We start from the raw sequence: 24,518 nt of genomic DNA on the forward strand, positions 1-24,518 counted from the left end.
GCTGCGATCTTGTGATCATGGGGACGCATGTTCTGGAGGCTGACGAGGTTGATCGGCCGGCGCTGGTCCTGGTGCACGGTGCCGGGCAAGGCGGTCTGGCTTTGTTCACGAGTTGCGTCGTCAGTTGTGCACGGGTTTGGGAGGCACCCAGATCCACGGTCGGGTGATGTTCACGAGTTTTGGCTCTGGCCCAACTTCTGTGAAGTTGAATCGCTACTCGCCGTCCGAGGGCGCTGGTCCCGGTAAACCGGCAGGTCAACGACTTACCCCGAACTGGACAGGAACCGGGGTGACGTGGGTTCACAGAAGTTGGGCCAGAGCCCGAGTTTTGAAGTCAGTGGGGTTCTTGCCACGGCAGCATCGAGATGCTCCTGGTGAAAGGCCCTGGTCATGCCGCAGATGTCGAAGGTCGAGCTGTACGCCGCGATCCGGCGCGACCACCGCGACGGCATGGCGATGAGGGAGATCGAGCGCAAGTACAACGTGTCGTGGCGGACGGTCCGCAAGGCGGTGGACTCGGTCTGGCCGGAGCCCAGGAAGAAGCTACCGCCGCGGCATTCGGCCTTGTATCCGTACAAGGAGGTGATCGACGGGATCCTGCGGGTGGACCTTGACGCACCGCGCAAGCAGCGGCACACGGTCACTAGGCTCTTCCACCGCCTGGTCGAAGAGCACGGCGCCGCTGTGTCCTACCCGATGGTCCGCCGCTACGTCGCGGACCGGAAGCCACAGATCCTGGTGGAGTCGGGCAAGGCCCCCATCGAGGCGTTCGTCCCGCAGACCCACCCACCCGGCATAGAGGCCGAGGTCGACTTCGGCGACGTGAGCGTGCGGCTCGCCGGCGAACTGGTCACCTGTTACCTGTTCTCCTTCCGGCTGTCGTACTCGGGCAAGGCCGTGCACCGCGTCTTTGCCTCTTGCGGCCAGGAAGCCTTCTTCGAAGGTCACGTGCACGCGCTGCGGACGCTGGGCGGTGTCCCTCGCAGCAAGGTCCGCTACGACAACTTGAAGGCCGCCGTCGCCCAGGTGCTGGGGCTGAGCCGCAGCCGTCAAAGCTCATGGCGATACGGAGGGCACCCGTGCCCTGATCGAGGTACTGCTGCTGGGCCGGCACATCGCGCACGAGCACGTAGTCGCCGGCCTCGCGATCGCTCTGCGGGCCGGGGCCCCTGACCGCGGATGCGGTCGCTTTGGAGGCCCGCAAGGCCGCCCAGAGCGAGGACGAACAGCCGACGTCAGCGTCGCCGTCCGCACCGTCCGGGCAGGCGACGGCGACGGCGACGTTCCTGCACGAGTGGAAGCTGCACCACCTGCCGCCGGACACCAGGCCGCTGCCCTCGGTGACGCCCTATGACCAGTTGCTCCGACGTCGCCGCGCCAGCGGCGGTGACCACCGACTTGCCAGCACCCGGGCACGTGCTGAACAAGCCGAGGCGGGCTGAAGACGAGGCGCCCCAGCCGCTCAAGTCGAGAGGGAATCTGCTCCGCCGTTCTGATAACACCAGGTAAGCAATGTCACCTGACGGCCCTTAGCCTCGCGCGTGATGGGATCGTCGTCGGTGAGCTGAAAGCCAGTTGCGCGAGCGACAGCCACGCTCGGGGAGTTCCCCGTTTCGATGCGCAGCAGCACGCGCCTTGCGTCCAGCTGGCGACAGGCGTAGCCAACCATCAACTTGACAGCTCGTGAGGCCAGGCCCTGCCGCCGATGTTGGCTGCCGACGCCATAAGCGAGCTCGACGTCCCGCGCGTCGATCTCGCTGCGAAAGAAGAGGACCTCACCGCGCGGCTGCTCACCGTCGGTAGTGATCACCAATTGCGCCTTCTTGCGCCCTTCCTCGCGGCCTTCGCGAGCCTTGGTCAGGTACTCACGCGCCGCCCTGGAGTCAAACGGAGAGGGCACCGGAGTCCAGCGGTCGATCTCGGGATCATCATAAAGCTCAACCAACGCGGACAGGTCGGACTCAGCCCACTCTCGCAGCAGTATCCCGTCTCCTGATAACCGAATGCTTGGCGGCAGAACGATCTCATCTCGGCTGGACATGTGCCCGATCTTGCCCTGCCAGGGAGTCGAACTCCAGAGCCAGAAAGCTCCATGGCCCGGTTTCGCCGTCTACGCCTCAGCTGCGTCAGACAACGCACGGATACTCTGGCCACAGACACACGACACCCTCCACGCCGTCAAAACTCGTGAACAACACGGGCTCGATGGCCGCCCAACCGCTGTCCAAACTCGCCAACAAACGCTGTCACTAGAAGTGAACGAAGCCCGCCGTCCTCGTCCGACAGCGTCCACCCCTCCAGATCCACGTCCCGGCGGGCATCATTGGTGACCTCCACCCATGCCGTGCAGGGCGCGGCGGTTACGCCGGTTCGGCGACGTCGTCCTGGTAGTGGTCATGCTCGCCCATCACTCCATCGTCCTCCGCGTCGGCGTCTTCGGCCGGGGCTGTCGTGTGACAGGCGATCTTGACCTTTTGCCAGGTGATCTTGACCAAGGTCGGCTTCTGTCACTTGATCTCGAGCTGTGGCTCTCGTTCCCTGGCCCGTCTGGGGGCCTGCGGCGGGGGATTCTCGGCTGCGGTGGTGGGCACGGTGGGGCTAGCGTGGCGGTTTTGCGGAGTGCGGGAGGGATTCGCGGTGCTGGTCATGCCTGGGCGGCGGACGTCGACGATGGAACTGTTGGCCGTCGAGGCGGCGGGCCGGGGGATGTCGGTCAGGGCGGCGGAGGAGCCCGGCCTGGCAGGCCCTGCGTACTGGTACGGCGGACCGGTCGCGGGTGCGCGGCTGGCAGGCCAGCTCGGGTTCGCGTTGCTGGAGCCGGCAGATGGCTGGCTCGCCGAACTGCCGGAAGAGTTCACCGGCCGCCAGGTACGGGCGGGGACCATCGCGGACGCATGGGCGATCGACCAGCCGACCTTCGTAAAGCCGCCCCGTGACAAGTCCTTCCCGGCCGATGTCTACAGCGACGGCTCCCAACTGTCCTCCGCCCTGGACCCCGCAACGCCGGTGCTGCTGTCCGACGTGGTGACCTTCGCGGCCGAGTACCGGCTGTTCCTGCTGGACGGCCGGATCGCCACGGCGAGCCGGTACGCAGTGTTCGGCCGGCTCGACCCCCGCCCGCTCGGTACGGACCGCGCGGACAGGGCCACCGCCGCACAGATCACGGAGTTCGCCGACCGGCTGGCCACCGCAGCCGCGCACACGCTGCCGAGTGCCGTCGTCGTGGACGTCGGGCAACTGCTAGACCCGTACCGCCCAGGCCACCGCTGGGCCGTGGTGGAGGCCAACATGGCATGGTTCTCACATGCCTACGCGGCCGACCCGGCGCGAGTGCTGGACGTGGTCCTGCGGGCGGCGGGGCCACGCGAGCACATGCGGCCGCGAGATCTGGCTTTCGAACGGCACTGATCCGCACTGCGCGAACTGGGCTTCCCGGCGGCCGGCCTGGGCCGGCCGCACTCCAGGAACTGACGCTTCCAGTTCGGTCAAGAACGCGTGTCAGAGGACAGAGACCGGCGCCCCATGGACCGCAAACCACGACGACCTCGCCGACCGCATCACCGCCGCCCTCGACGGCGGGCCGGCTGCGGCAGCGACCCGAGCGACCGACCGGGCCGACCAGCTCGCCGCCCTCGCCCGTCCAGCTTCCTGCGCCACGTCCCCGTCCTGGCCGTGCCCCTGGTCAACCTGCTCCGCGACGGCCCCTCCGCACCCGTATGGCGGCCCGTCCACAACCCCGACCGGCGCGTCCCCTGGAGCCAGAACCGGTAGCCGTAGACACCCTGCGCAATCGCTGCGCACCAACCACCGCACAGCGGTTACGCACCGCTACACCGCCCGTACGGCGATGCGCACCACCCCGACCACGAGCCCAACCATGAGCCGCGCTGCCCCGACCGCAGCCCCGACCACAGCAGGTCACAGCGTTGCGCAGCCTCTGCGCAATCACGTCGACGACTCCGCAGCCGGGACCCGGTGACGGTGGGCGGCGCGCAGTCGCTGCCCGGCGGGTGATGCGCAGCCATCGCTGTCACGGCCACGCGGGCGCAGCCGCGCAGGTGGGCGCGGTTGCCGCGGGACGAGTGAGCCTTGTCCCCGGCGACGGCGTCCGGTCGCGTGCGGGGGCGGCCGACAGGCCTGCGGACCCGGATCTTTTTCAGCACGGGGATGAACTGCGGGCTGTCGGCGGCCTGGCCCGCGGTCAGGAGGAGCGCCAGTGGGTGGATCTTGCCCACGCCCGCTAACGCGGTGCCAGCGTCCTGGTGAACGTGAACAGCTGATCGACCTCGGTGAAGTCGGAAGCCGCGTACGTGCGCAGGGCGGCGACCGGGTCCCGTTCCGGGTCGGCGGGGAGTCCGTCCAGGTAGACGATCGCCTCGCGGGCGCCCAGGGCGGTGAGAACGTCCAGCGCGTTGCCGAGCAGGCCCAGACCCAGGCCCTGGCCGCGGGCGTGCAGGGCGACGGTGACGCTACGGATCAAGCCGACCCCGTCGCCGATGGGACTCTCCAGGGAGGCCTGGGCCAGGACGCGGCCGCGGCGACGGACCTCCAGGTGCTTGCCCGGCGGTGCGGCGGTGTCGTTCATCTGGACGCCGGCGAGGTGGGGCAGGCCTGCGACGGGCAGCTCGGCACGCAGGTAGCGGCACCGGCCACAGCTCGTGAAACCCGCGGCTCGAAGAGCTTCCCCGGTGACCCAACGGTGGCGCTCCGGCAGACCGACCAGGCCCCGGGTCAGAGCACACGCCAGCGTGCAGGCATGCAGCGGCCCGGCAGCACAGCACTGAAGCGCCTGGGCGATCAAAGCCTGCGCAGTGGAGAAGTCCTCACGACAGTGCAACCACAGCAACAACGGCGGGCCGTCGCTGGGGCGCCCGGCGCAGCAGACGACGCCCGCGATACCGCCGCCGGGCCCACACAGCACCGTGGTGACGACCGGCCCCTCCAACGCGGCCCGCCCGGCGCGGTCAGTAGCCGAGCGGCCAGCCACGGCGTCGGCAAGCATCCGCGTAGAACACGCCGGCTGGCCCGGCCGCCGGTCCGCCGCGAGCAACTCCAGCACCCCCCGCCTCGTCCGCCGACTCAAACGGGCGCAGCTGCGGGAATTCAGCCCCGCCCAGGAGGATCGTCATGCCGGCCACTCCCAGGCATGTGCGGCTTTTCGCTCCCCCAGCCTCCTCCCTCCAGGCCGGCGATGCCAGCCCCGCCCACCGGAGCATTACCGCCCCTCACCAGGCCCAAGACGCAACAACACCACGCCTATGGCATGGACCGATCAGACAGCCGCCTATGCTCGCCGACAGCCAAGAGTGGACAGGCTCGAGGAGGATGCGGCTGGACGGCCATCCCTCTGGGCGTGTATCGGAAGTGGGTCTTGGAGCGGTTCAGCATCTGGGCATACAAGCCCGTCTCGCAAGGTCGGCAGCGGTCGGTGGGCAGGTGCTGGTAGAACTCGGCCGTGGCAGGAGACCTGTTGACCCCAGTGATTTCCATGGTCGGTGTGGCTGTAGGTGGTGCGTTGACGTATCTGACCCAGCGCACGACCCAGCGGGCGGCTGACCGGGCTGAAGAACAAAGGCGGGCTACGGCGCGGGCAGATGAGCGACGTGCCGAGCAGATCAGGACCGTGCTGGAGTTCATCCGGTGCGCGCTGGAGGCTGAGGGCGTGGCGCATGCTCGGCCGCCGCAATGGGAAGTCGGTGATGACTGGTATGTGACGGCCAGGCCGGCGATGGACGGTCTTCGAATAGCCGAGAAGAGCATCGAGTTGCTGTGTGCCCCTGGCCTTCACTCACCGGTGACTGCCTACGCCCGCGCCCTTAATCAAGCGGTCTGGCAGGAGCGTGACGAGGGGAGCCTGGCCGAGCGCCTGGAGCCGTTCAAGGCGGAGTTTCTCGCTGTAGCACGCCGTAGCCTGACCTGACGTCACAGGTCATAGCCACTCGTTGATCGCAGCGACCAGTACGGTGCTGTGTCGTTTCCCAAGGGGACTGCCGTGATGGCGTCCGGCGTCCTCATCAGGGCCGCTCTGGTACCGCCTGTTGGAAGTCGGTGGGCGGTGTATCGGGCAGCAGGCGGGCAAGGTCGAAGGTGTCGGGGCTGAGGCCGGCGGCCAGGAGCAGCAGTCGCAGCGGCTGCTGGCGCAGGCCTGTCACGGTCGTCCGGCGGGCCGGGCCGTCAACAGGGGTGTGGTCGAAGAGGAGGAGGAGGCCGACGACATCCATGAAAGGCGTGTGGTGCAGGTCCCACAGCAGGTCGGTCACGTGTGCCGGCAGCGCGTCGGCGGCGGCGCGCAGCGGGGGCAGGGTGTCGAAGTCGATGTCCCCACGCAGTGTGATGCGTGCGGAGGTGCCGTCGATTGCGGTGGTGATGTTCATGGTGGGCGCGCCCCCCTTCCGGGGGTTGATGAGCCCAAAGGCGAAGCACCCCCGAGAAGAGGGGGTCTACGACGATGGCAGGGGGCCGGATGCCCGGGATGGGGGCAACGCCCGGCTCCCCGAAAGACCGACACCCGCGGGCGCCGGCCGGTCTCGAGTCTTCCCACCGCCGCACACTCCCACCCCCACCTGCCATTCCCCGTGGGGCAAACGTTCTATGAAGCCCGCGCCATCAGGGCGGTCGGCGGGCATGCTTCTCACCGCAATCACTGGTCACATGCGCAGTGCGCCGATACGCGAGCACGCGCCCGGTGACGGTTGTGGAAGTTCGATATCAACGTCCGCCTCCTGAGGCGTGGCACGTGATGCTGAGTGATCCGGCGGGTAGGACGAAGTGGTAGATGTCCGCAAGGGCGTCTTGCAGCCGCTGGGGCGGGCAAGGGCGCTCCTCAGCGACTCGGTCTCGACGACGGCCGAAACCCTACGATTCCCGCGTCGCCGACACGCGAAGCTCGCGCACGAGATGTCACAGGCGTAGCCGCAGGAGACGCTTTCGATGATCTCGTTGAGACGCCGCCCGGTCGCCCTAGTTGTTGCCGGTCATGACGTTGTTGACGGTGGGTCTGGGGCGGTCGGCGGGGCGGAATCGGTGGTGGACGGTCTGGCGCGGACGATGGCTTGGTCTCCTCGTGGACCGAACAGGTGCAGGATCTCCACGGCGCTCGTGTCCGCGGGGCCGAACCAGTGTGGCTCGGTGGTGTCGAACTCGGCCACTTCGCCGGGCCGCAGCGTGAAGTCTTGCGCCCCGAGGATGAGGCGTAGCCGACCGGCGAGGACGTAGAGCCATTCGTAGCCCTCGTGGGTGACCAGTTCAGGCTGGCGGGGTGCCAGTACCTGCTTGAAGACCTGCACGCGGCCCGGGTACTGCGTCAGGGGCACGAGGACGCTGCCGCGCTCCTTTGCAGGGGCCGGAGGTGCACCCGAGGGTCACCGCTGGCCGGTGCCGCCACTAGCTGGTCGAGTGCGACGTGGTGCGCCCGTGCCAGCGGGATGAGCAGGTCCAGGGTCGGGCGGGGGGCCGCGGATGCCCGACGGGTCGGACAGCACGGCCTGGAGATCGTGATGGCCATCGCCCACGGTTTCGAGGCGCAACGTGAGCCGGTCGGTAAACGCATCACCGCCCGCATCGCGATGCTGGACGACCCAGGCGGTGCGCTCGCCGGACGCTGGCCCAGTAAGACAAGCCCCTTCCGTGCCGGTCCCGGGTGCGCACGCATGGCGAGTAGCCGCCGCCCCGGCCTACCTCTGATCCGGCCAGGACGCCAGCACCTCACCGGTGTCCTGGTCGGTGAGAGTGATGGGGGCGCCGGGCATGCTGCCGTACTCGCCGACCCAGCGTCGGAACTTGTCCCACGCCACCTCAGAGCGGTTCCACCAGCCGTGCTGCACCGGCCGGCCACCCGAAGCGAGCAGCAGGTGAAAGCGGTGCCCGCGTACGTCACGGACAAGAGATCCCCGAGTGAACCGGGATCCTTACTGTGCGCCAACGTACAGCGAACATCCCCTGCGTACCCTGGCATTTTCGCCGCCCAAGCGGAGCCGACCTCCCCTCTTCGCGCGGGCCTGTGTCGGCCGTGGGGAACCCTGTGACAAGATCCGCTGGCATGTCATCTGTCATGTCGTCTGCCATGCCTTCGTTGCCTGCGTCGCCCACGGGCCCCTCAAGAACCGGTCGCCGTCTGCTGGTCGCCCTGCTCGCGCTGCTCGCGACAGCAGGCTCCACCGTGGCCGAGGCCGGCACGCCGTCCGGCCCGGCGCCCGGCGCCGCGGTGAGAGCAGCCGAACCCGCGACGCCCGACCACCCCAGCTACGACGTGAAGCTGCGCGCAGACGCCGACGGCTCCCACTGGGCGGGCCGGCAGACGGTGTCCTTCCGCAACGCCTCCAGCCGCCCCCTGCGTGAGGTGTACATACGCCTGTGGGGCAATGGCGAGGACGGCTGCGGGACATCCGGAAGACCGTCCCCCGTCCGCGTCTCCCACGTGCGCGGCGGCACTCCGGGCCGCCCCGGCGTGAAGTGCACGGCGCTGCGCATCACTCTGCCGAGGCCGCTCGCACGCGGCGAGCGGACGGCCGTCTCCTTCGACGTGGCCCTCACCGTGCCCGCACGCAACAACCGCTTCGGCCGCGAAGGCGCGTTCCGCTTCCTGGGCAACGCGCTGCCGGTCCTCGCCGTGCACGACGCGAGGGGATGGCACCTCGATCCGTATGTGTCGTACGGCGAGAGCTTCTACACCCTGGCGAGCGACTTCCGGGTGCGCCTCGACCACCCGTCCGCCCTCAAGGTCCCGGCGACCGGCAGCACATGGACCCGCCCCGGCGGTACCGGGCGTACGGTCACCCACAGCGTCGCCAAGCGGGTGCGGGACTTCGCATGGGCGGCGGGCCCGTTCCGCACCGCGACCCAGACCTCGCCCGACGGCGTGCGCGTGAAGTCGTACTGGTCGCCGAACACGCCCGCCGCCGGTGTCCGCCTCAACCGCAAGGACGGCGTCGCCGCCATCGACCGGTTCGGCAGGGAGTTCGGCCGCTATCCGTACGGCGAGATAGACCTCGTGATGACCCCCGGGTTCGCCGGCGGCATGGAGTACCCCGGCCTGGTCATCCTCGGCACCGAGGAGGAGGGCGGCGCCACCGTCCATGAGATCGCCCACCAGTGGTGGTACGGCGTCGTGGGCAACGACGAGTACAACTCACCCTGGCTGGACGAGAGTTTCGCTCAGTACGCCAACGCGCGCTACTACCGCTGGGACGGGTTCGAGTGCTCGCCGGACGACTCCTGGCCGAGCGCCACCGCCGCGCTCACCAACTCGATGGCCTACTGGTCTACACACCGTGGCGAGTACTTCCAGGTCGTGTACGGGATCGGCCCCTGCGTCCTGGCCGACCTGGAGCACGTCCTCGGGGCCGGCACCATGGCGCGCCTCATCAAGAAGTACGCCCACGACCACTGGTACGGCGTCTCCACCACCGTCGACTTCAAGAAGGCCGCACAGTCGATGACGCACAGGGACCTCGGCCCCTTCTGGCGGCAGCACCGCATCCGCTGAAGTCGCACTCCGCTCGCGGGTGACGGGCGTACCCCGTCGGCGCCACGATGACGGTGACCGACGGGGTACGCGGGCAGGGCGGCGTCGTTCCGGCGGTGCATCCGGGTTGTTGGGGCTTCAGGAGCTGGGGCAGGACTGCGGGGTGGTCGGCGGGGGCTGACGCGGAGGCAGGCACGACTCCCGGTGATCACGAGGTGTCGAGTCCCTGATCACCACGACGGAAGACCGTGCCTGCCCGCTCATCCTCGCTCATCCCGCGCCCTCTGGGCCAACTCGCCGACACCGCGCCGACCGTCCCCGATGACCTCCCCGGCCTGCTGACCTGCCTGGCTCAGGTGCCCGATCCCCGCCGGGACCAGGGCCGACGCCACCCGCTCACCTTCGTCCTCTCCCTGGCCGCGTGCGCGGTCCTGGCCGGAGCGAAGTCCCTGGCCGCGATCGCGGAGTGGGCCGCCGACGCCCCGCCCAACGTCCTGGTACGGCTCGGTGGCCCATGCCGGGAGCCGGGCCGCGGCCCCGTCGCCCCGGCCGAGGCCACCGTGCGTCGTGTCCTCCAACGCATCGACAGCGACGCGCTGGATACAGCCGTCGGAAGTTGGCTCGCCGGGCGCGAACGCGCCGCCGGCCAGGAGGAGAACGACAGCGACCGGCGGCCCCTGCCCTCCCTCGCCGTGGACGGCAAGACCGTGCGCGGTGCCCGCCGCACCGACGGCACCCAGGTCCATCTGCTCGCCGCGATGACGGGGACCGGCCTGGTCACCACCCAGCGCGAGGTGGACGCCACGACCAACGAGATCACCGTCTTCCAGCCCCTGCTTGCCCCGCTCAACCTGCACGGCACGGTGGTCACCTTCGACGCCCTCCACTCGCAGACCGCCCACGCGCGCTTCCTCGTCGAGGACAAACACGCCCACAACATCGCGCGCCGGGGCATACCCATCAAGAACGCCATCCCGCGCATGCGCCCGGTCCACACCCGGCCACGGGAAGCCGACGAACGCCGTAGGGCTGGCCACTGGGAAGGTCGGCGGTTTCTATCGGTGGTTGCGACTCCTGGAAGGAGTCGATCCCGTGCCGAAGTATCCGCCGAACCGGTTGCCGCTGTCGGTGCCGAAGAAGTACTTCGAACTGCGTAGGAGTGGTCTGAAAGGCGCAGCCGCTGCCCGCCGGGTGGGCGTATCCACCAGCGCGGGCTCGGTGTGGTTCATCAAGGCTGGACGCATGCTGCTGCCTGTGTCAGTCACTTGACGTCTCTCCCATGATCGTCGGATCCGCCGTTAGATTTACACTCCCGTTGTACGCAGAAGGGAGCGGTGTCCGTCTGGGTCGGGCTCGACGGCATCGGCGGCTCCTCCACCGTCGAGCAGACTGGCATACAGACCGAGTGCGGCTCCGCGGGCGCCACCCCGCGCTACTTCGCGTGGTACGAGGACTACCCGGACGCCGAGTCGATCTACACCAACGATGTCGTGAGGCCCGGCGACAAACTCACTGCGTCCGTCGTCTTCAGCTCCACAAAACAACGACTACGCCGTCAAGTTGACCGACAGCACCCAGAACTGGACCGCGACCAAGACACTCGCTCACTACAAGGGGGCCACCAACGGCAGCGCCGAAGTGATAGCCGAGGCCCCGACGCAGGGCAACGGGAGCCGCTGGCCCCTGGCCAACTTCGGCAGCGTCACCTTCACCGGTGCCTCCATCGACGGGAAGACGCTTTACGGTATCGGAGCAAAGCCGGTGACGATGGTACAGAGCGGCACTACCGACGCCGTGGTGTCGGCGCTCTCCAGCAGCGGAGACTCCTTCACCTCGACCTGGAAGCACTACTGAGCACGAGCCGGCCGGCGCAACGGTCCCTGACGTCCCGCGCGCCGTCCGGCATCTCACGGTCGATGAGAGCACTGCGCCGGGCCGCGGACCCGCCGGCCGACTCACCGGCACGGCGAGCGGCAGATCGCCTGCCCGGTGGCTCGGCTGAGTGGCGGGCCGACGGCTCGGAGAGCCGCCGTCCCGGGCGGCTCGACGGCTCGGCGTATCCCCGGCCCGGCGGCTCGACCAGTCGCCGGCCCGGCTCCGAGATCTCCCGGGCCCCGCCAACGCCTCCTCGCTACGCGGTCGCAGGGAGGCGTCGGCGACAGCACGGACGCGCCGATCACAGGCGAAGCGCCTCGAGGGACTGCTCGGCCCAGATGGACTTGCCGCGTTCGTGGTAGCGGGTACCCCACAGCTCGGCGAGGTTCGCGACCAGGAACAGTCCGCGTCCTCCTTCGTCTGTCTCCAGGGCGCGCCGCACGTGCGGCGAGGTGCTGCTGCTGTCGGAGACCTCGCAGATCAGATTGCGGTCACGGATCAGCCGGAGCCGAATGGGCGGCCGGCCGTAGCGGATGGCATTGGTGACCAGTTCGCTGACCAGCAGTTGGGTCGTGTCTCCCAGTTCGCCCAGCCCCCAGTCGTCCAGCTTGCGGGATGCCATCTCGCGTGCCTGCCCGACGACCTCCCACTCGTCGGTCAGCTCCCAGGCGGCGTGGAGGTCCGGCTCCAGCCCGTGCACCCGCGCGGCCAGCAGCGCCACGTCCTTCTGCGGGGGGTTCGGAAGCATCCGACACAGGATGGCGTCACAGAACTCGCCGAGATCGAACGCCGGCCTGTGCGGCTGGGAACGCCGGACACTCCCGAGGGCGGACAGCACCTCACCGAGCACTTCGAGGTCGGCCCCGGCCCCGTCCTTCTGCGGTTCGGACAAGCCGGCAGTGTGCAGGACCAGCACATCGCCGTCGTCCAGCGTCACCTCGACGCACTCGAACGGGACTCCCCCGGTGCCCAGGGGCGGGCCGACGGGCATGTCCATCAAGGTCGCCCGGCCGTCCGTGGTCATCCGTGTCGGCCTGGGATGGCCGGCGCCGGCCAGGGCGCACCGGCGTGAGACAGGGTCGTAGACCGCGTACAGGCACGTCGTTCCCGCTGCCCCGTCCGGCCCTGCCCCCTGATCGTCCTGGAATCGCCGGACCTGCTCGTCCAGCCCGGTGAGAAGTTCCTCCGGTGATAGATCCAGGTCGGCGAGGGTACGCACCGCCCTGCGCAGGCCACCCATGGTGACGGCCGAGCGCAGTCCACTTCCCGCGGCGTCCCCCACCACCAGGCCCACCCGGGCACTCGACAGCCGGATAACGTCGAACCAGGCACCTCCCAGGACGGCCTCACCGCCCGCGGGCAGGTAACGCGAGACGGCCTCGACCGCCTTGAGGTCGGGCAGGCGCTGCGGCAGAAGGCTGCGCTGCAGGGCCGAGGCCGTGGTCCGTTCGTAGGTATAGCGGCTGGCGTTGTCGATGCACACTCCGGCGCGCGCCACGAACTCCTCGGCCAGCAGGATGTCTTCGGCATCGAACGGATCGTCCTGCGCGCGCCGGATGAACACCACCGTGCCCAGCGCCGCCCCGCGAGCGTACATCGGCACCAGCAGCCAGGAACGGACACCCCGCTCGCGTGTCAGCGCCGCCCGGTAAGGGTCGGCTGTCACGAACTCCGTGTACAGCTCGTCTCCCGTCAGCAGCAGGGGCGCGCCGCTGGCCAGCGCCCGAGCGCTCCGGGAGTCCGGCGCGGAGGCGATGGGGTCGATCGCTCCATTGGTCACCCCCAGATCCACCACCCCGCCGGGCCGCACCGACTGCGCCGCCCGGCGCAGCGGTACCGCCTCGACGCCGGTGCCGGTATGGGGGTACCTACCCCGGAGGACGGTGTCGAGCAAATTGACGTAGGCGTAGTCGGCGAATTGGGGTACGGCGACGTCCGTCAACTCCTTGGCGGTGTGCATGACGTCGAGGTCACTTCCGATCCTGGCACTGGCCTCGTTGATCAGGTGCAGCCGCTCACGTGCCCGGGCTTCCTCCGTCACGTCGAGCACCAGGTGTGCCAGCGCGACCACCTTCCCCGAGCCGCCGCGCAACGGGACGATGGTCTCCGACCAGACGGCGTCCCGCCTCGGGGACTCCGGGACATGCCCGTGAACCTCAGTGGCGATCAACGCCTCGCCGGTCGTCAGCACATGCCGCTGACGCGCCTCCAGAGCATCCATGTCCAAGAGACCGGCCGGTGCCGCCTCCCGCATCGTGCGCCCGACAACCTGGGAAGCAAAGCCACTGGCGCGACGCTGCGAGCGATTCTGCGCCAGGAAGCGCAGCCGATCGTCGAAGACGTCGATGATGTACGGCGACTCGGTGAACAGCCCTCTCAACAGGGCACGGCGGAGGTCGCCAAGGTGCGCGGCCTCGACGGTCTCCGTCTGGACGAGCCATTGCGGCTCGCCGTCCAAAGCGTCCAGACGGTGCGCGCGCAACCGCACCTCGACCCCGCCGCCGTCCCGGTGGCGCAAGTGGACGGAGGTGAGGAACACCGCCTCGTCCTTGCGGCAGCACTCTCTGAACCGGGCGACATCGGCCTCGGACGCCAGGAGGTCGGTCCAGCGCAACCCCTGAAACTCCGACGGGCCGTACCCAAGCAGTCGCTGCATCCCTGGGCTGCAATTCAGCAGGGCGCCATGCTCGTCGACCAGGGCCACAACAGCGTCGGCGGAAGCGAACGGATCCCCTGAAGTTTCGAGAAGTACCGCTTCGCACGGGTCGCACGGGTCCATGGGTCTCATCCGCTCGCTCTACTGCCTCTCGGCACGCAAAGTGCTCCGTACGGTCAGGATCTACCCACGCTCATTCGCACGCCAGTTCTTGCCGGTACGGGCTGCCCTCGCATCAGGGGCAGGACGGCCCCAAAGCGACGGCCCCAAAGCGCAGACTCCGCCGGAGTGGCGGCGCGACCTGCGCACTTACCGGGCGGGAGAGGAATGGCGACGTTAGCTGCCAGCCGGCGTCGGTGAGCACCGGCAGGAGCGCCTGCCAGGCGAACGCGCCGAGCACCAGGATCGCCCGCAGCGTGGGCCGCAGCAGTTCCAGCTCGCGGGCCAGCCATGGCCGGCAGGTGTCCCGCTCACCGATGGTGGGCCGGTTGTCGGGCGGGGCGAAGTGCACCGGCACAGTGATCCGCACCCCGTACAGCTCCAGCCCGTCGCCCTGGTGGGTGGCGGTGGGCTGCGAGGTCCGCCCGATGTCGTAGCCTGCGCTTCCTGAGCGCCCGACTGCGCACCAGCCGCCCGGAACGCGGCACCCGATAGCGTCGTCTGACCGTCGGACGGAGGGTCCGCGGTTCGTGCAGTTCCGGCAGGACGCTGATCAGGCACAAACCGCCATCACGAGACGACAGCGTCTTCGAGCGTCCCTCGGATCTCCAGGAAACTGTCGGCACCGGTGATCTCACAGAGCCGCTGGACCTGGGGTGACGGCGCGACGACACGCAGGGTGCCTGCTTGGTGGGTGAGGATCAGCAGGTTCAGAAAGGTCGAGTCCGCGAAGGTCACGCCAGAGGCGTCCAGGATCACCTTCGGATCCTTCCTCGTCGCGACCTCCAGCGCGTCGGCCAACGGCGCGATCGAGCCCATGTCATATTCGCCACGCGCGGCGACGACCGGCACCCCGTGCCATTCGTACTGCAGCACCGCCGCCCCATGGGCGGCATGCCCGGTGGCCTGTTCCAACGCCGGCATCCCGCCGGTGCTGCTCGTAAGCGTCGGCATGACTGCCTCTTCCCAGGGCACCGTCGGGCTCCTTCTGTGGCTCTCCCCGAAGGGAGCACGTCATCAGTTACCTGAAAAGTATGTCATGCAACTCGCTTCAGGCAACAGTCGTCCCCTAAAATGCCGGGCATGGTAGGAGTGCCCGAGTCCCACACGGGATGGACGTTCATCACCAGTCACGCACGCGTACTGGCAGCCATCGCCGACGACCCGAACGTCCGCATCCGCGACATCGCCGCCCGCTGCCGGCTCACCGAGCGCGCCGTTTCGCGGATCATCTCGGAACTCGAGCAGGACGGATACCTCTCCCACACCCGCGAAGGGCGCACCAACACCTACCGCATTGAGCCGGACAAGGTACTGCGCCACCCCGCCGAAGCCGGCCTCACCGTGGCCTCCCTGCTCTCCCTCCTCGTCCAGGACGAAACCGAACGCACCAGCAAGCCGGCCACCCAGGAGCCTCACCTCGCGAACGCCGACGCCACGAGGTAACGCAGCACCGCCTCGTCCTCAACTGCTGCGCCTCGTCTCCCGTAGCACACCCCGCCAGGCGCGACGGCACGCCACCGCCGAACAAACGGCTCGGACGCGCTACTCCCCCACCCACACCTGACGGCCTCGGCTCGGTGGTCGTCGCCGACCATAGCGGGTGCTGTCCAGTCAGCTTGTCCTACCTTCCAAGCGTGGGTCTGAGGGTGGTCATTCGTAAGATCGTCAGACCTAGGGGTCCGGGTATAGCTGTCAGCTTGTCGCCGTGTGATGGCTCAAATGACTTGGCCGCCCGGAGCCCCGCGACGACTCGACCGCCAATCGGGATACGCGACTCGATCGCTGTGTAGGACAACGTCGGCGAGGTCATCTGCGGGACCGCTGTGAGACGACGAGATGACGGAGGTCACCGTGTCCGAGATCTGGGCCGGAGTAGACAACGGCAAGGAACACCATCACTGCGTGGTGAACACCTCCAGCGAGCCGTACAGGGCTGCGCATCGCCGTTGTGAGCATCCACGCGCTGCCAACGAACAGTCCGGCTCGTAGGCTGCGGCCATGACCGAGATCCACACTCCTACGCCCTCCGACGCCTTCGAGCTGCTGCTGGCCGGTAACCGGCGCTTCGTCGCCGGCGCCCCTGAGCACCCCAACCAGGACGCCGTCCGCCGCGCGGAGACCGCCCCGTCCCAGCAGCCCTTCGCCGTGCTGTTCGGGTGCTCCGACTCCCGGCTGGCCGCCGAGATCATCTTCGACCGCGGCCTGGGCGACCTGTTCGTGGTGCGTACCGCGGGCCACGTCATGGGCCCGGAGGTGCTGGGCAGCATCGAGTTCGGCGTGGACGTGCTGGGCTGCCCGCTGGTCGTGGTCCTCGGTCACGACTCGTGCGGCGCGGTCGGTGCCGCGTGCGCCGCGCTGGAGAACGGCATGACGCCGGCCGGGTACGTCCGGGACGTCGTCGAGCGGGTGACCCCCAGCGTGCTGGCCGCGCGGGCCGCCGGCCAGGTCGAGCCCGATCAGATCCTCGCCGAGCACATAAGGCACACCGCCGACCTGCTCCTTGACCGCTCCCGGGTCCTGGCCGGCAAGGTCGCCGCCGGGCAGGCCGCCGTGGTGGGCCTGCGCTACCGCCTGGCCGACGGCAGCGCACAACTCGTCGCCGCCCGCGGCCTCGACGCCACAGTCCCCGCAGCCTCGTGACCACCACGGCCGTGGCTGCTCAGCGTGAGTTGCCGCGGCCGCAGGAGACGCCTTGGCGCCGGTGCTGGTCACACGGTAGGCCGGGGCCCCCGCGGCGCGGCGCAGCCGGTTGGCGATCGCCAGTCCCAGCCCCTCCTCCACCGGCAGTGAGGCCACGATGAGGTCGCACCCCTGCTGGTCCAGCTCGCGCAGGAACCCGTACAGCCCGCGCGCGTAGGCGCCCATCGAAGACGGGACCATCACCACGGCGTGCGCCTTCACCGGGGCGCCGGCCATCGAGGGAGGAAGGAAGACGCCCACCCGGTGGCCCAGCTCCTGCGCCAGCTCCGCCTCGGTGACGATCTTCTCCGGCTCGACGAGGACGACCCGCACACGCGGAGCGTAGTGCGACGGATGCTGCCCCGGCACCCGGACGTGGCTGGTCGAGGGGACCGCGAGCGGGCACCCCAGTACCGCTTCGAGGTCCTCGCGCGTCACCCCGCCAGGCCGCAGGATGATCGGGGCATCACCGGTGACGCCGACGATGGTCGATTCGACACCGACCGTGCAGGGGCCGCCGTCCAGCACGAAGTCGACGGCGTCGCCGAGCTCAGCACGGACATCGTTCGCCGTGGTCGGGCTGACCTGGCCGAAGCGATTGGCGGACGGCGCCGTGACACCGCCACCGAAGGCCGCCAGCAGCGCGAGCGCGACGGGGTGGTCAGGCACGCGCACGGCGACCGTCTCCAGGCCACCGGTCGCCTCCAGGGGCACCCGGCGACCGCGCCGCAACACCAGCGTCAGCGGCCCAGGCCAGAAGTGTTCGGCCAGCAGGCGGGCCGTCGCGGGCACGTCCTTCACTCAGTCATCCAGATACTTCCCACCACCGATGTGGACGATCAGCGGGTGGGAGGGCGGACGTCCCTTGACCTGAAAGATGCGCTCGACGGCAGCGGGGTCCTCGGCGTTGGCGCCCAGTCCGTAGACGGTCTCGGTCGGGAGGGCCACCAGCCCGCCGGCGCGCAGCACACCGGCCGCCTTCTCAATGTCACTGGTTCTTGCCGTCACCCTCGCAATCCTAGGAGCACAGAGGGCCGGCGACGGCCGGTGGAGATATTTCCCGAACTCGAGACGGTCACCCTCGCTGAGCAGACCGTCTTCTAGTTCCGCAGGTGCAGACTGCCGCTGGCGGAGATGAGGCAACTGCCCGCCCGGACGCCCTGATCAGGTGCTGGGCTCGGAGCGAACACGTGCCACGTGGAGAGTCCGGTCCTCACCAGTAATGTCGGCGGCCGGCGACTGCGTGGCCGACAGAGCCCAGGATCCACAAAACGGCGCCGATCACGGCGAGGACAATGCCGATGGTCCACAGAATGGAGATGCCGGTGACAAAACCGACGACGAGCAAGATGATGCCGAGGACGATCACGACCGCCTCCTGCTGCAGGTAGTCCTTCCTTCACTGTGCGCCCGCAGCGGCGTTTTGTCCCGCCGTGTTGGATGAGTCCGGATGATGCTGACCAGATCGCCAGGAAGGCACTCTGCGGTGGCTGTCGTGGGCAACAGGAGCCGCCGGGAAGGGCAGGCATAGGGGACGGAGTCAAGCGTCGTCAGGTGCGAGGTGTACGCCAGCGCCAGAGCTGGTCGGTCCAGGGACCGTACTCCTCGACCTCGATCGGCGTGGCGTTGATCTGCAGGCCCTCACGAGGTGAGACCACCAGGTTCGGCTTGCTCGGACAAGCGATGACGAAGTCGGCCTGGGCGCGCCCAACATGGATGAGCAGCCAGGTCTGGCCTTCGTCGTCATCGTCGCGTTCGGCGAACGTCACCGGCTCACGCAGCTCGGCGTTCTTCAATGTCAGGCAGCGGTTCCATCCGGCGTTCTTGATCCGGACCAGGTGCTTGTTCTCGCTGGAGGAGATCGGAAGGATCTCCCACATCGCGGTCTTCGCAGTCGTCGTCGGTTCCTGACGCCACAGGCGGACCTGAAGGTCTGAGTCGGCGTTGCGGCAAGGGGTGATGTGCCTGCCGCTGACCGCATGGGTCAGCAGTTGCGCCCCCTTGGGCAGCTTCTTGGTAACCACGGAAGGTCGCTCTCCTTTCAGGAATGACATGGGTGCCTGAATCCGTCGGCGGGGGTTGCCGACGCCTCGGGCTCATGTCCGCGCCAGGACAGCACCTACGCCAGCGGCACATGCCAGAGGAACCGTTCCTGTGTTGGGTGGTTCACCCGGAGAGATGATCGCCATGACCGTCAGGCTGCACGCTGCCAGCGCGCCAACGGGCCGACGGCGGGCCGCCCAGCGCGGTTGTCGCGTCCCGGGGAGTCGTACTGCACGGCACTGATTCCACTGGGACGTCGGGCACCTGGACCAGATCAGGTCCTGGTTCGACCGGCCACTGCGGGGCATGGAGCAGCGATGGTCAACCCAGTCCCCTGACCCCGAGGGCCTGTCCGGTCGGCGGGGAGGAACACCGGAGCCGCGGCAGCACGGCACCACCACGTCCCTCGTGAATCAGGCGGCTTCCCCGCCCTGGCAGTGACCATGACCGACCTGCTCGGCAACGGCCCCTCCGCGCCCGTGTGGCGGCCCGTCCACGCCCCCGACCGGCACGTCCCCTGGAGCCAGACCCGACACCCGTACACACCCTGCGCAATCACTGCGCACCACCCCCGCACAGCGATCGCGCACCAGCACACCGCCCTTACGGCAATGCGCACCACCCGACCACGAGAGCGACCATGAGACACGGGACCCCGACCACAAACCCAACCGCCGCAGGTCACAGCGTTGCGCAGCCCTGCGCAACCGCGCCGACGATTGCGCAGCCGGGAGCTGGTGACAGTGGGCGGTGGGCAATCACTGCGCGGCGGGTGATGCGCCGCCATCGCTGCCATGCCTCGCGGGCTCAGCCCGCCTGCCTTGGGGGGATGGCCCGGCGGGGGCGGAAGCCAGCGGTGTGTACTTCCGTGAGCGCCTTGCCACTCATGACAAGCGAAAGAAGAGGGCAGCCGGTGTGCGGGTCATGGTCAGTCACCCATCCCGGCCCGGGCGGGCAAGAGCCGGTATACGTCTTCCTCGCCGGTCGCGGCGAGACGGCCCTCCGTGGCAAGCCGCTTGACCCGCGCCGGCCCGAACACCACTCTCCTACAACGCCACTCAGCCCGGAGCGGATCAGCCCTGGGGCCAGCTCTTCGGACTGCCTCGGCCGATCTGCGCAAGGACGTCCTGGAGTCGGCGGACGGCATCCTCCGCCTCCGTGTATTCCTCAGGAGTCGGCAGGACAGTGCCGAAGGTGCCGCCACGGTCAGCAGGCAGGGCACGCCAACGCAGGACCGGTTCGAGCGCGTTCAAAGCCCCGGAGAAACCAGGCCAGGCGGCCGTGCGTACGGGCGAGGGAGATCGCCAAAACGGCGAGCGTTTCCCGCAGGTGTTCGAGCCGTTTTATCTGCGGCAATGCCTCCTGGACATCCGGCGGGCCGACAACGTCACGCAGGCCGGCCTCGGTCTGCAGAGCCAGTTCGCGTTCGCCCGACGCTACTTCCCAGACCTGGTCCTGGATCTGCTGTTCAGCTTCCTCGGCCAGCACTGCGACGACCCTCCGCATGTCCATGCGGATCACTCTAGTAAGACGGGTCCCGCCGCCCGACACGGATGCGTTCGGCTCCCGACCTGGGCTGACGATGCACCACGGATCCGAAACGGGTACTGCCCAGAACGTCAACTGACGGTCAACAGCCATTCCGGATCCCATGGTGTGACGCATGACGTTGAGTGATCGGGCTGGGGGACGGAGTGGTGGATGCCCGTGTGGGCGTCTTGCAGCCGCTGGGGGTGGGCAAGGGCACTCCTGAGCGACTCATGGCAGCCTCAGTGCCTCCGGCCTCATGGGAGGACACGCTCTGCGTCAACGCTGACCTTGCCCAGCCGGGCTGGCACGATGCCCCCATGCAGCCGCTGCCGACTCCCTGCCCCGCTGATTTGATCCCGGATGCCACGGATTTGGGCACGTACACCGCCCTCTACCAGCAGGCCAAGCGGCAGCATGCGGTGTTCATCGCTCTTGAATGCCAGGCGCAGTTGTGGACGGTGAAGGCCGACACGCTCACCGCGGGCCTGGCCCACGCCGTTGACGACACGGTCGTCGGCGCCCTTCGTGCCGCGGTCGCACACCTGGTCCGCTCCCGGGAGATCCGCCCTGACTCACATGCGGGCCCTGTCTACGTTGCGCTGTACGACATCGAGACCGAGCCCAGGGCCCGTGAACTCGCTGCCGCGCTCCATGCCGCCCTGTACGGAGACCTTGCCCCACTGACCCGCCGGACGGTGAGGAGCGGCCCCGGCCCGTCGTGGCCAGAGCAGCCGGGGCCGCCTCTGTGCCCGGCACTCACCGCCCTCCGGCCTGGACGATCCCGAACACGACGGCGGCCAAGACGCCGGCAGCAGTCCAGGCGACCGTCAACGGAACGGCGAGCGCCGGACGGCGGTGGACCACGTGGCCCGAGGCGACGACGAGGACCAGGCCGACCAGGATCAGGAGCAGCACGATGATGGCGCTTCCTGAAAACGGCTCTGTCCGCAGTTCCGTGACGGCCTAGCGTCCGGCAGGGTCGGAAGCACTGGAGCCAGCCCGGCGTACCGACTGCCGAATCGAGAAGGGCAGCGGTCCTTGACTGCCGCGAAGGACGTTGATCGCCTCGGCGACCGCTGCAAAGTACCCGCCCCTGGCCTCGCGGTACTGCGTGCTGCCGGTCCGTTCGCCTGCGGCAACGGTTTCACGGTAGCGGCGCAGGGCATCCAGAAGAGCTTCGCAACCAGCGACAATCTCTGGTGGGGATGAAAGGGCAACCCGATAGCGCCAGGTGTAGAGGTCCGCTTCTCGGAAGACTTCGCGAGCACGTCGGTTACCGTCCTCGGTTGAAGGCTGGTCTTGGTGCGCGACGTTCCAGACGATGTCTGCACTGCGAGCGACGGCTGCGATGAAGTCGGCGCGGAGCTGTTGCTGTGCAAGCTCTATGCGCTCACGCTTGTCGCGTATCCACCGAGTTCGGTCGGCCAGCATTGTGGAACCTCGCCGCATGACATGGTCCTTGCCCGAGCCGATGCTGACCGCGGCCGTGGACAGTCCTGTGCTGCCCGCCGGGTGGGCGGCCGAGCCGAAGTGGGACGGTTCTCCAGACGCATGGAATCTGTCTCATCCGTACTCAGCCTGGTGGCGGATGAGGGATGCGACTGGGGGATGATGCCGTGGGCAAGACGGTGGACGAGGGTGGGTTCCCACGGCAGAGAGGGGAACCCTGATGAGCCGGTTGGACCGGGCGGGGCTCGTGGCAGCCTACGGGGCGGCGCTGGTAATGATGCCCTACACGTTGATCAAGGTCTCATGGGTGGTAGGTGCGGTCGCCGGGCTGCTGCCGATCGGTGACGGATTCGGCCTGGCTGGGTGGGTGGTGCTGAACACCGTGACGATCGGCATGGCCGGTATCGGGATCACCATGGCTCTCGCTCTCGTACGGCCCTGGGGAATGCGTTTACCGGGCCCGCTGGTGGCATTTGCCGCCTGGGTGGGCTCCGGCTTCCTCGTTGCCATGTTGCCCTATGCCCTCCTGGACTCGCTGCTGGGCGGGTCCGATGATAAGCAGCCACGCTCCAGCCATGATTCGTCGATGCCAGCCTGGGAAGCAGCGCTGATCCAGATCAGCTTCGTCGGGATGGGACTGGGTCTGGTGATCGCCCTTCCCGCATACATTCGACGGCGTTGGCCGAACTCGTTCGCCGGCCCAGGCAACGGTCTCGAGCCGGGCAGGTCGCGCACGACTCTGTGGGCAGTTTGCGTCGGGGCGGCAATCGGTATGGTCTGGCTCTACTGGGCGATCGGCGGCCCCACCGGTGTCGCCCATCCTGCCGACAGGAACGCCAACTGGTCCGTGCTGAACGCCGTATGCGGACTGTGGGCGGTCATCGCTTCCGCGGCCACATGGTCGCTCACCCGTAGCTGGCCTACCCGGTTGCCCCGCTGGGTGCCCGTGACGCTTGGCTGGCTGGGGACAGGCTCCCTCTTCGCTTGGAGCGGCTGGAAGCTGCCCCTCACCGTATATGTGGCGATCGCAGACCCTGCCGATGCGTCGCTGCCGGAGAACCTCACCGTCGCGGCCTTCCTGCATGCCGCGGCCGTGGTAGCGGGCGCGGTCATGATGCTCACGCTCATCCGGACTCAAAGGCACCAAGTCATGGGTCCTGAGCTTCCAGTTGCTGCGCCGTAATCACGGCCACTCCCACTCGTGCCCGCAAGTCGCAGGGCCTGGGACCATCTCATCGACACACGCGTGTCTCATGAGACACGCCGAAGTCTGGAGAAGGGCGGCTACCGCGCCCAGCTCGCCGCGTACGCGGACCGACGGGTGCTGCTGCGCTCGAGGCAGGGGACGGATATGACGGCGTCGTTCCCCGAGATCCGGGCGGCAGCCCTCGCGCAGCTGCCGGCGGACACCGGACTCGACGGCGAGCTCGTGGTGTGGGAGCAGGACCATCTGGCGTTCGAGCGGCTACAGCAGCGACTCGCCCGCCGCGGGGCCGGCGCCGCCCAGGCAGCACGCCAGTGGCCGGCGCACTACGTGGTCTTCGACCTGGTCCATGCGGGCGCGGACGTGACCGGCTGGCCGTACAAGCGGCGGCGCGCGGCGCTTGAAGCGCTGTTCGCGGACCACGGCCTGCAGGCGCCGCTGACACTGTGCCCGTCGACCACCGACCCGGCTGTCGCCAGGGGGTGGCTGGAGTGGACGACGGCCGGAGTGGAGGGACCGTGCTTCAAGCAGCTGGATGAGCCTTACCGGCCCGTGCGGTCCTGGCGGAAATACAAGGTGCGGGCCACCACCGAGGCTGTGATCGGCGCCGTCACCGGCTCCCTCGCAACGCCCTGGGCGGTACTGCTGGGCCGCTACGACACCGCGGGCCGCCTGCAATACGTCGGCCGCAGCACCACCCTGTCCCAGACCACCGGCCGCGCCCTGGCCGACCTACTGACCCCCTCCACGGGCACGCACCCGTGGGAGGGATGGACCTTCTCAGCAGGCTGGGGAACACAGCGCACCCTCGAGGTCCACCTGGTCCAGCCCGAGGTGGTGATGGAGGTGGCCGTCGACGTCGCCCGGGACAGCTCCGGGCGGTGGCGGCACCCGGCCCGGCCCCACCGCGTCCGCACGGACGTCGACGTGGCGCAGGTACCGCTGTTCGGCGAAGACGCCGCCACGTCATGAGCCTTCCTTTAGAGATCATCTCATTTGGCTGGGTAAGCTGCTGGTCGTGTCGAGGATCGTTGAGCGGCTGGTGCCGGACGAGTTGTGGGAGCTGTTCCAGCGGGTGGTGCCGGAGGCGCCGTCGCGACCTCAGGGTGGTGGCCGGCGTCGACACGGCGACCGTGAGGTGCTGGCAGCGATCGTGTTCGTGGCGACATCGGGCTGCACGTGGCAGCAGTTGCCGGCCGCCTCGTTCGGGCCGTCCGGCGCGACAGCTCACCGACGCTTCACCGAGTGGACGAAGGCCCGCGTGTGGGCCAAGCTGCACCGCCTGGTCCTCGACGAACTCGGCTCCCGCGGCGACCTGGACTGGTCTCGCTGCGCGATCGACTCGGTGAACATGCGGGCCCTGAAAAGGTGCCCCTATGGTTTTCGTCAAGCGGTGGCCGGGGTGGGCGGCTGGTAGAAGGTTCCGTCTCGGAGCATGGCGAAGAGGACGTCGATGC

The 24,518-nt window shown here is 68.7% G+C and carries 23 protein-coding genes and 6 pseudogenes; 14 read left to right on the top strand and 15 right to left on the bottom strand.

The window, feature by feature from the left end:
• Positions 1–399 precede the first annotated feature (399 nt).
• Both ACFY01_RS39010 and ACFY01_RS39015 read left to right on the top strand, forming a co-directional pair.
• Complete coding sequence (locus tag ACFY01_RS39010; protein WP_390740523.1) at positions 400–1,173, top strand: hypothetical protein; 774 nt, start codon at positions 400–402, stop codon at positions 1,171–1,173.
• Between the two features lie 17 nt (positions 1,174–1,190).
• On the top strand, positions 1,191–1,442 hold the full coding sequence (locus ACFY01_RS39015) for a hypothetical protein (RefSeq protein ID WP_390740524.1): 252 nt from the start codon (positions 1,191–1,193) through the stop codon (positions 1,440–1,442).
• A 20-nt stretch (positions 1,443–1,462) separates the two neighbouring features.
• Here ACFY01_RS39015 and ACFY01_RS39020 read toward each other — a convergent pair whose 3' ends face one another.
• Both ACFY01_RS39020 and ACFY01_RS39025 read right to left on the bottom strand, forming a co-directional pair.
• Positions 1,463–2,041 (bottom strand): GNAT family N-acetyltransferase, encoded by a 579-nt coding sequence (locus ACFY01_RS39020; protein WP_390740525.1) that lies wholly within the window; start codon positions 2,039–2,041, stop codon positions 1,463–1,465.
• A 319-nt stretch (positions 2,042–2,360) separates the two neighbouring features.
• On the bottom strand, positions 2,361–2,495 hold the full coding sequence (locus ACFY01_RS39025) for a hypothetical protein (protein WP_390740526.1): 135 nt from the start codon (positions 2,493–2,495) through the stop codon (positions 2,361–2,363).
• Positions 2,496–2,670: 175 nt separating this feature from the next.
• On the opposite strand from ACFY01_RS39025, the gene ACFY01_RS39030 reads away from it, so the two are divergent.
• Positions 2,671–3,408 (top strand): ATP-grasp domain-containing protein, encoded by a 738-nt coding sequence (locus ACFY01_RS39030; RefSeq protein WP_390740549.1) that lies wholly within the window; start codon positions 2,671–2,673, stop codon positions 3,406–3,408.
• Between the two features lie 644 nt (positions 3,409–4,052).
• Here ACFY01_RS39030 and ACFY01_RS39035 read toward each other — a convergent pair.
• Positions 4,053–4,223: pseudogene (locus ACFY01_RS39035) on the bottom strand (IS5/IS1182 family transposase); the annotation flags it as partial.
• A 17-nt stretch (positions 4,224–4,240) separates the two neighbouring features.
• Complete coding sequence (locus ACFY01_RS39040; RefSeq protein ID WP_390740527.1) at positions 4,241–5,002, bottom strand: GNAT family N-acetyltransferase; 762 nt, start codon at positions 5,000–5,002, stop codon at positions 4,241–4,243.
• A 453-nt stretch (positions 5,003–5,455) separates the two neighbouring features.
• On the opposite strand from ACFY01_RS39040, the gene ACFY01_RS39045 reads away from it, so the two are divergent.
• Positions 5,456–5,920, top strand: a complete 465-nt coding sequence (locus ACFY01_RS39045) for a hypothetical protein (protein ID WP_390740528.1) — start codon at positions 5,456–5,458, stop codon at positions 5,918–5,920.
• 94 nt (positions 5,921–6,014) lie between these two features.
• Here the strand turns inward: ACFY01_RS39045 and ACFY01_RS39050 are convergent, their stop codons facing one another.
• Positions 6,015–6,374: a lipid asymmetry maintenance protein MlaB gene (locus ACFY01_RS39050; RefSeq protein ID WP_390740529.1), complete on the bottom strand. Its 360-nt coding sequence runs from the start codon at positions 6,372–6,374 to the stop codon at positions 6,015–6,017.
• A 600-nt stretch (positions 6,375–6,974) separates the two neighbouring features.
• Entirely contained in the window at positions 6,975–7,313 is a 339-nt protein-coding gene (locus tag ACFY01_RS39055; RefSeq protein ID WP_390740530.1) for a cupin domain-containing protein, read from the bottom strand.
• A gap of 138 nt (positions 7,314–7,451) precedes the next feature.
• On the opposite strand from ACFY01_RS39055, the pseudogene ACFY01_RS39060 reads away from it, so the two are divergent.
• The 5 genes and pseudogenes from ACFY01_RS39060 to ACFY01_RS39080 form a co-directional block, all read left to right on the top strand.
• A pseudogene (locus ACFY01_RS39060) lies at positions 7,452–7,607 on the top strand (ATP-binding protein); the annotation flags it as partial.
• A 455-nt stretch (positions 7,608–8,062) separates the two neighbouring features.
• The gene (locus ACFY01_RS39065) at positions 8,063–9,484 is read left to right on the top strand and encodes a M1 family metallopeptidase (RefSeq protein WP_390740531.1); all 1,422 of its coding nucleotides are present in this window, start codon (positions 8,063–8,065) and stop codon (positions 9,482–9,484) included.
• Between the two features lie 227 nt (positions 9,485–9,711).
• Positions 9,712–10,620: an ISAs1 family transposase gene (locus tag ACFY01_RS39070; protein WP_390740532.1), complete on the top strand. Its 909-nt coding sequence runs from the start codon at positions 9,712–9,714 to the stop codon at positions 10,618–10,620.
• Between the two features lie 177 nt (positions 10,621–10,797).
• Positions 10,798–10,977, top strand: a pseudogene (locus ACFY01_RS39075) (G1 family glutamic endopeptidase); the annotation flags it as partial.
• Complete coding sequence (locus ACFY01_RS39080) at positions 10,976–11,317, top strand: G1 family glutamic endopeptidase (protein ID WP_390740550.1); 342 nt, start codon at positions 10,976–10,978, stop codon at positions 11,315–11,317. The pseudogene ACFY01_RS39075 and the gene ACFY01_RS39080, both read left to right, overlap by 2 nt.
• A gap of 322 nt (positions 11,318–11,639) precedes the next feature.
• Here ACFY01_RS39080 and ACFY01_RS39085 read toward each other — a convergent pair whose 3' ends face one another.
• From ACFY01_RS39085 to ACFY01_RS39095, 3 genes and pseudogenes are all read right to left on the bottom strand, one after another.
• Positions 11,640–14,126, bottom strand: coding sequence for a SpoIIE family protein phosphatase (locus ACFY01_RS39085; protein ID WP_390740533.1), 2,487 nt, complete (start codon positions 14,124–14,126; stop codon positions 11,640–11,642).
• 196 nt (positions 14,127–14,322) lie between these two features.
• A pseudogene (locus ACFY01_RS39090) lies at positions 14,323–14,589 on the bottom strand (uracil-DNA glycosylase family protein); the annotation flags it as partial.
• Positions 14,590–14,723: 134 nt separating this feature from the next.
• Entirely contained in the window at positions 14,724–15,128 is a 405-nt protein-coding gene (locus ACFY01_RS39095) for an STAS domain-containing protein (protein WP_390740534.1), read from the bottom strand.
• 108 nt (positions 15,129–15,236) lie between these two features.
• Between ACFY01_RS39095 and ACFY01_RS39100 the strand changes: the two genes are divergently transcribed.
• Complete coding sequence (locus ACFY01_RS39100) at positions 15,237–15,599, top strand: helix-turn-helix transcriptional regulator (protein WP_390740535.1); 363 nt, start codon at positions 15,237–15,239, stop codon at positions 15,597–15,599.
• Positions 15,600–16,154: 555 nt separating this feature from the next.
• Positions 16,155–16,796, top strand: coding sequence for a carbonic anhydrase (locus tag ACFY01_RS39105; RefSeq protein WP_390740536.1), 642 nt, complete (start codon positions 16,155–16,157; stop codon positions 16,794–16,796).
• A 147-nt stretch (positions 16,797–16,943) separates the two neighbouring features.
• On the opposite strand, the pseudogene ACFY01_RS39110 reads toward ACFY01_RS39105, so the two are convergent.
• From ACFY01_RS39110 to ACFY01_RS39135, 6 genes and pseudogenes are all read right to left on the bottom strand, one after another.
• Positions 16,944–17,843 (bottom strand): annotated as a pseudogene (locus ACFY01_RS39110) (L-threonylcarbamoyladenylate synthase); the annotation flags it as partial.
• A gap of 205 nt (positions 17,844–18,048) precedes the next feature.
• Positions 18,049–18,204, bottom strand: a complete 156-nt coding sequence (locus tag ACFY01_RS39115; RefSeq protein WP_390740537.1) for a DUF6131 family protein — start codon at positions 18,202–18,204, stop codon at positions 18,049–18,051.
• Positions 18,205–18,385: 181 nt separating this feature from the next.
• Complete coding sequence (locus ACFY01_RS39120) at positions 18,386–18,889, bottom strand: hypothetical protein (protein WP_390740538.1); 504 nt, start codon at positions 18,887–18,889, stop codon at positions 18,386–18,388.
• 1,195 nt (positions 18,890–20,084) lie between these two features.
• Complete coding sequence (locus ACFY01_RS39125) at positions 20,085–20,390, bottom strand: hypothetical protein (protein ID WP_390740539.1); 306 nt, start codon at positions 20,388–20,390, stop codon at positions 20,085–20,087.
• Positions 20,391–21,164: 774 nt separating this feature from the next.
• On the bottom strand, positions 21,165–21,323 hold the full coding sequence (locus tag ACFY01_RS39130; RefSeq protein WP_390740540.1) for a hypothetical protein: 159 nt from the start codon (positions 21,321–21,323) through the stop codon (positions 21,165–21,167).
• 48 nt (positions 21,324–21,371) lie between these two features.
• The gene (locus ACFY01_RS39135; RefSeq protein ID WP_390740541.1) at positions 21,372–21,839 is read right to left on the bottom strand and encodes a hypothetical protein; all 468 of its coding nucleotides are present in this window, start codon (positions 21,837–21,839) and stop codon (positions 21,372–21,374) included.
• A 238-nt stretch (positions 21,840–22,077) separates the two neighbouring features.
• Between ACFY01_RS39135 and ACFY01_RS39140 the strand changes: the two genes are divergently transcribed.
• The 3 genes and pseudogenes from ACFY01_RS39140 to ACFY01_RS39150 form a co-directional block, all read left to right on the top strand.
• Complete coding sequence (locus ACFY01_RS39140; protein WP_390740542.1) at positions 22,078–23,040, top strand: hypothetical protein; 963 nt, start codon at positions 22,078–22,080, stop codon at positions 23,038–23,040.
• 63 nt (positions 23,041–23,103) lie between these two features.
• Positions 23,104–24,033: an ATP-dependent DNA ligase gene (locus tag ACFY01_RS39145; protein ID WP_390740543.1), complete on the top strand. Its 930-nt coding sequence runs from the start codon at positions 23,104–23,106 to the stop codon at positions 24,031–24,033.
• 46 nt (positions 24,034–24,079) lie between these two features.
• Positions 24,080–24,427: pseudogene (locus tag ACFY01_RS39150) on the top strand (transposase); the annotation flags it as partial.
• Positions 24,428–24,518 lie beyond the last annotated feature (91 nt).

This window comes from Streptomyces sp. NPDC001480 (assembly GCF_042894725.1).
GTDB lineage: Bacteria > Actinomycetota > Actinomycetes > Streptomycetales > Streptomycetaceae > Streptomyces.

Bases quoted from the DNA above. Each gene is read 5' to 3' on its own strand.
- ACFY01_RS39010 (WP_390740523.1), top strand. From the start codon at position 400: ATGTCGAAGGTCGAGCTGTACGCCGCGATCCGGCGCGACCACCGCGAC.
- ACFY01_RS39030 (WP_390740549.1), top strand. From the start codon at position 2,671: ATGGAACTGTTGGCCGTCGAGGCGGCGGGCCGGGGGATGTCGGTCAGG.
- ACFY01_RS39020 (WP_390740525.1), bottom strand. From the start codon at position 2,041: ATGTCCAGCCGAGATGAGATCGTTCTGCCGCCAAGCATTCGGTTATCA.
- ACFY01_RS39040 (WP_390740527.1), bottom strand. From the start codon at position 5,002: ATGCTTGCCGACGCCGTGGCTGGCCGCTCGGCTACTGACCGCGCCGGG.
- ACFY01_RS39105 (WP_390740536.1), top strand. From the start codon at position 16,155: ATGACCGAGATCCACACTCCTACGCCCTCCGACGCCTTCGAGCTGCTG.
- ACFY01_RS39125 (WP_390740539.1), bottom strand. From the start codon at position 20,390: ATGGACATGCGGAGGGTCGTCGCAGTGCTGGCCGAGGAAGCTGAACAG.
- ACFY01_RS39140 (WP_390740542.1), top strand. From the start codon at position 22,078: ATGAGCCGGTTGGACCGGGCGGGGCTCGTGGCAGCCTACGGGGCGGCG.
- ACFY01_RS39085 (WP_390740533.1), bottom strand. From the start codon at position 14,126: ATGAGACCCATGGACCCGTGCGACCCGTGCGAAGCGGTACTTCTCGAA.
- ACFY01_RS39065 (WP_390740531.1), top strand. From the start codon at position 8,063: ATGCCTTCGTTGCCTGCGTCGCCCACGGGCCCCTCAAGAACCGGTCGC.
- ACFY01_RS39050 (WP_390740529.1), bottom strand. From the start codon at position 6,374: ATGAACATCACCACCGCAATCGACGGCACCTCCGCACGCATCACACTG.
- ACFY01_RS39135 (WP_390740541.1), bottom strand. From the start codon at position 21,839: ATGCTGGCCGACCGAACTCGGTGGATACGCGACAAGCGTGAGCGCATA.
- ACFY01_RS39100 (WP_390740535.1), top strand. From the start codon at position 15,237: ATGGTAGGAGTGCCCGAGTCCCACACGGGATGGACGTTCATCACCAGT.
- ACFY01_RS39120 (WP_390740538.1), bottom strand. From the start codon at position 18,889: ATGTCATTCCTGAAAGGAGAGCGACCTTCCGTGGTTACCAAGAAGCTG.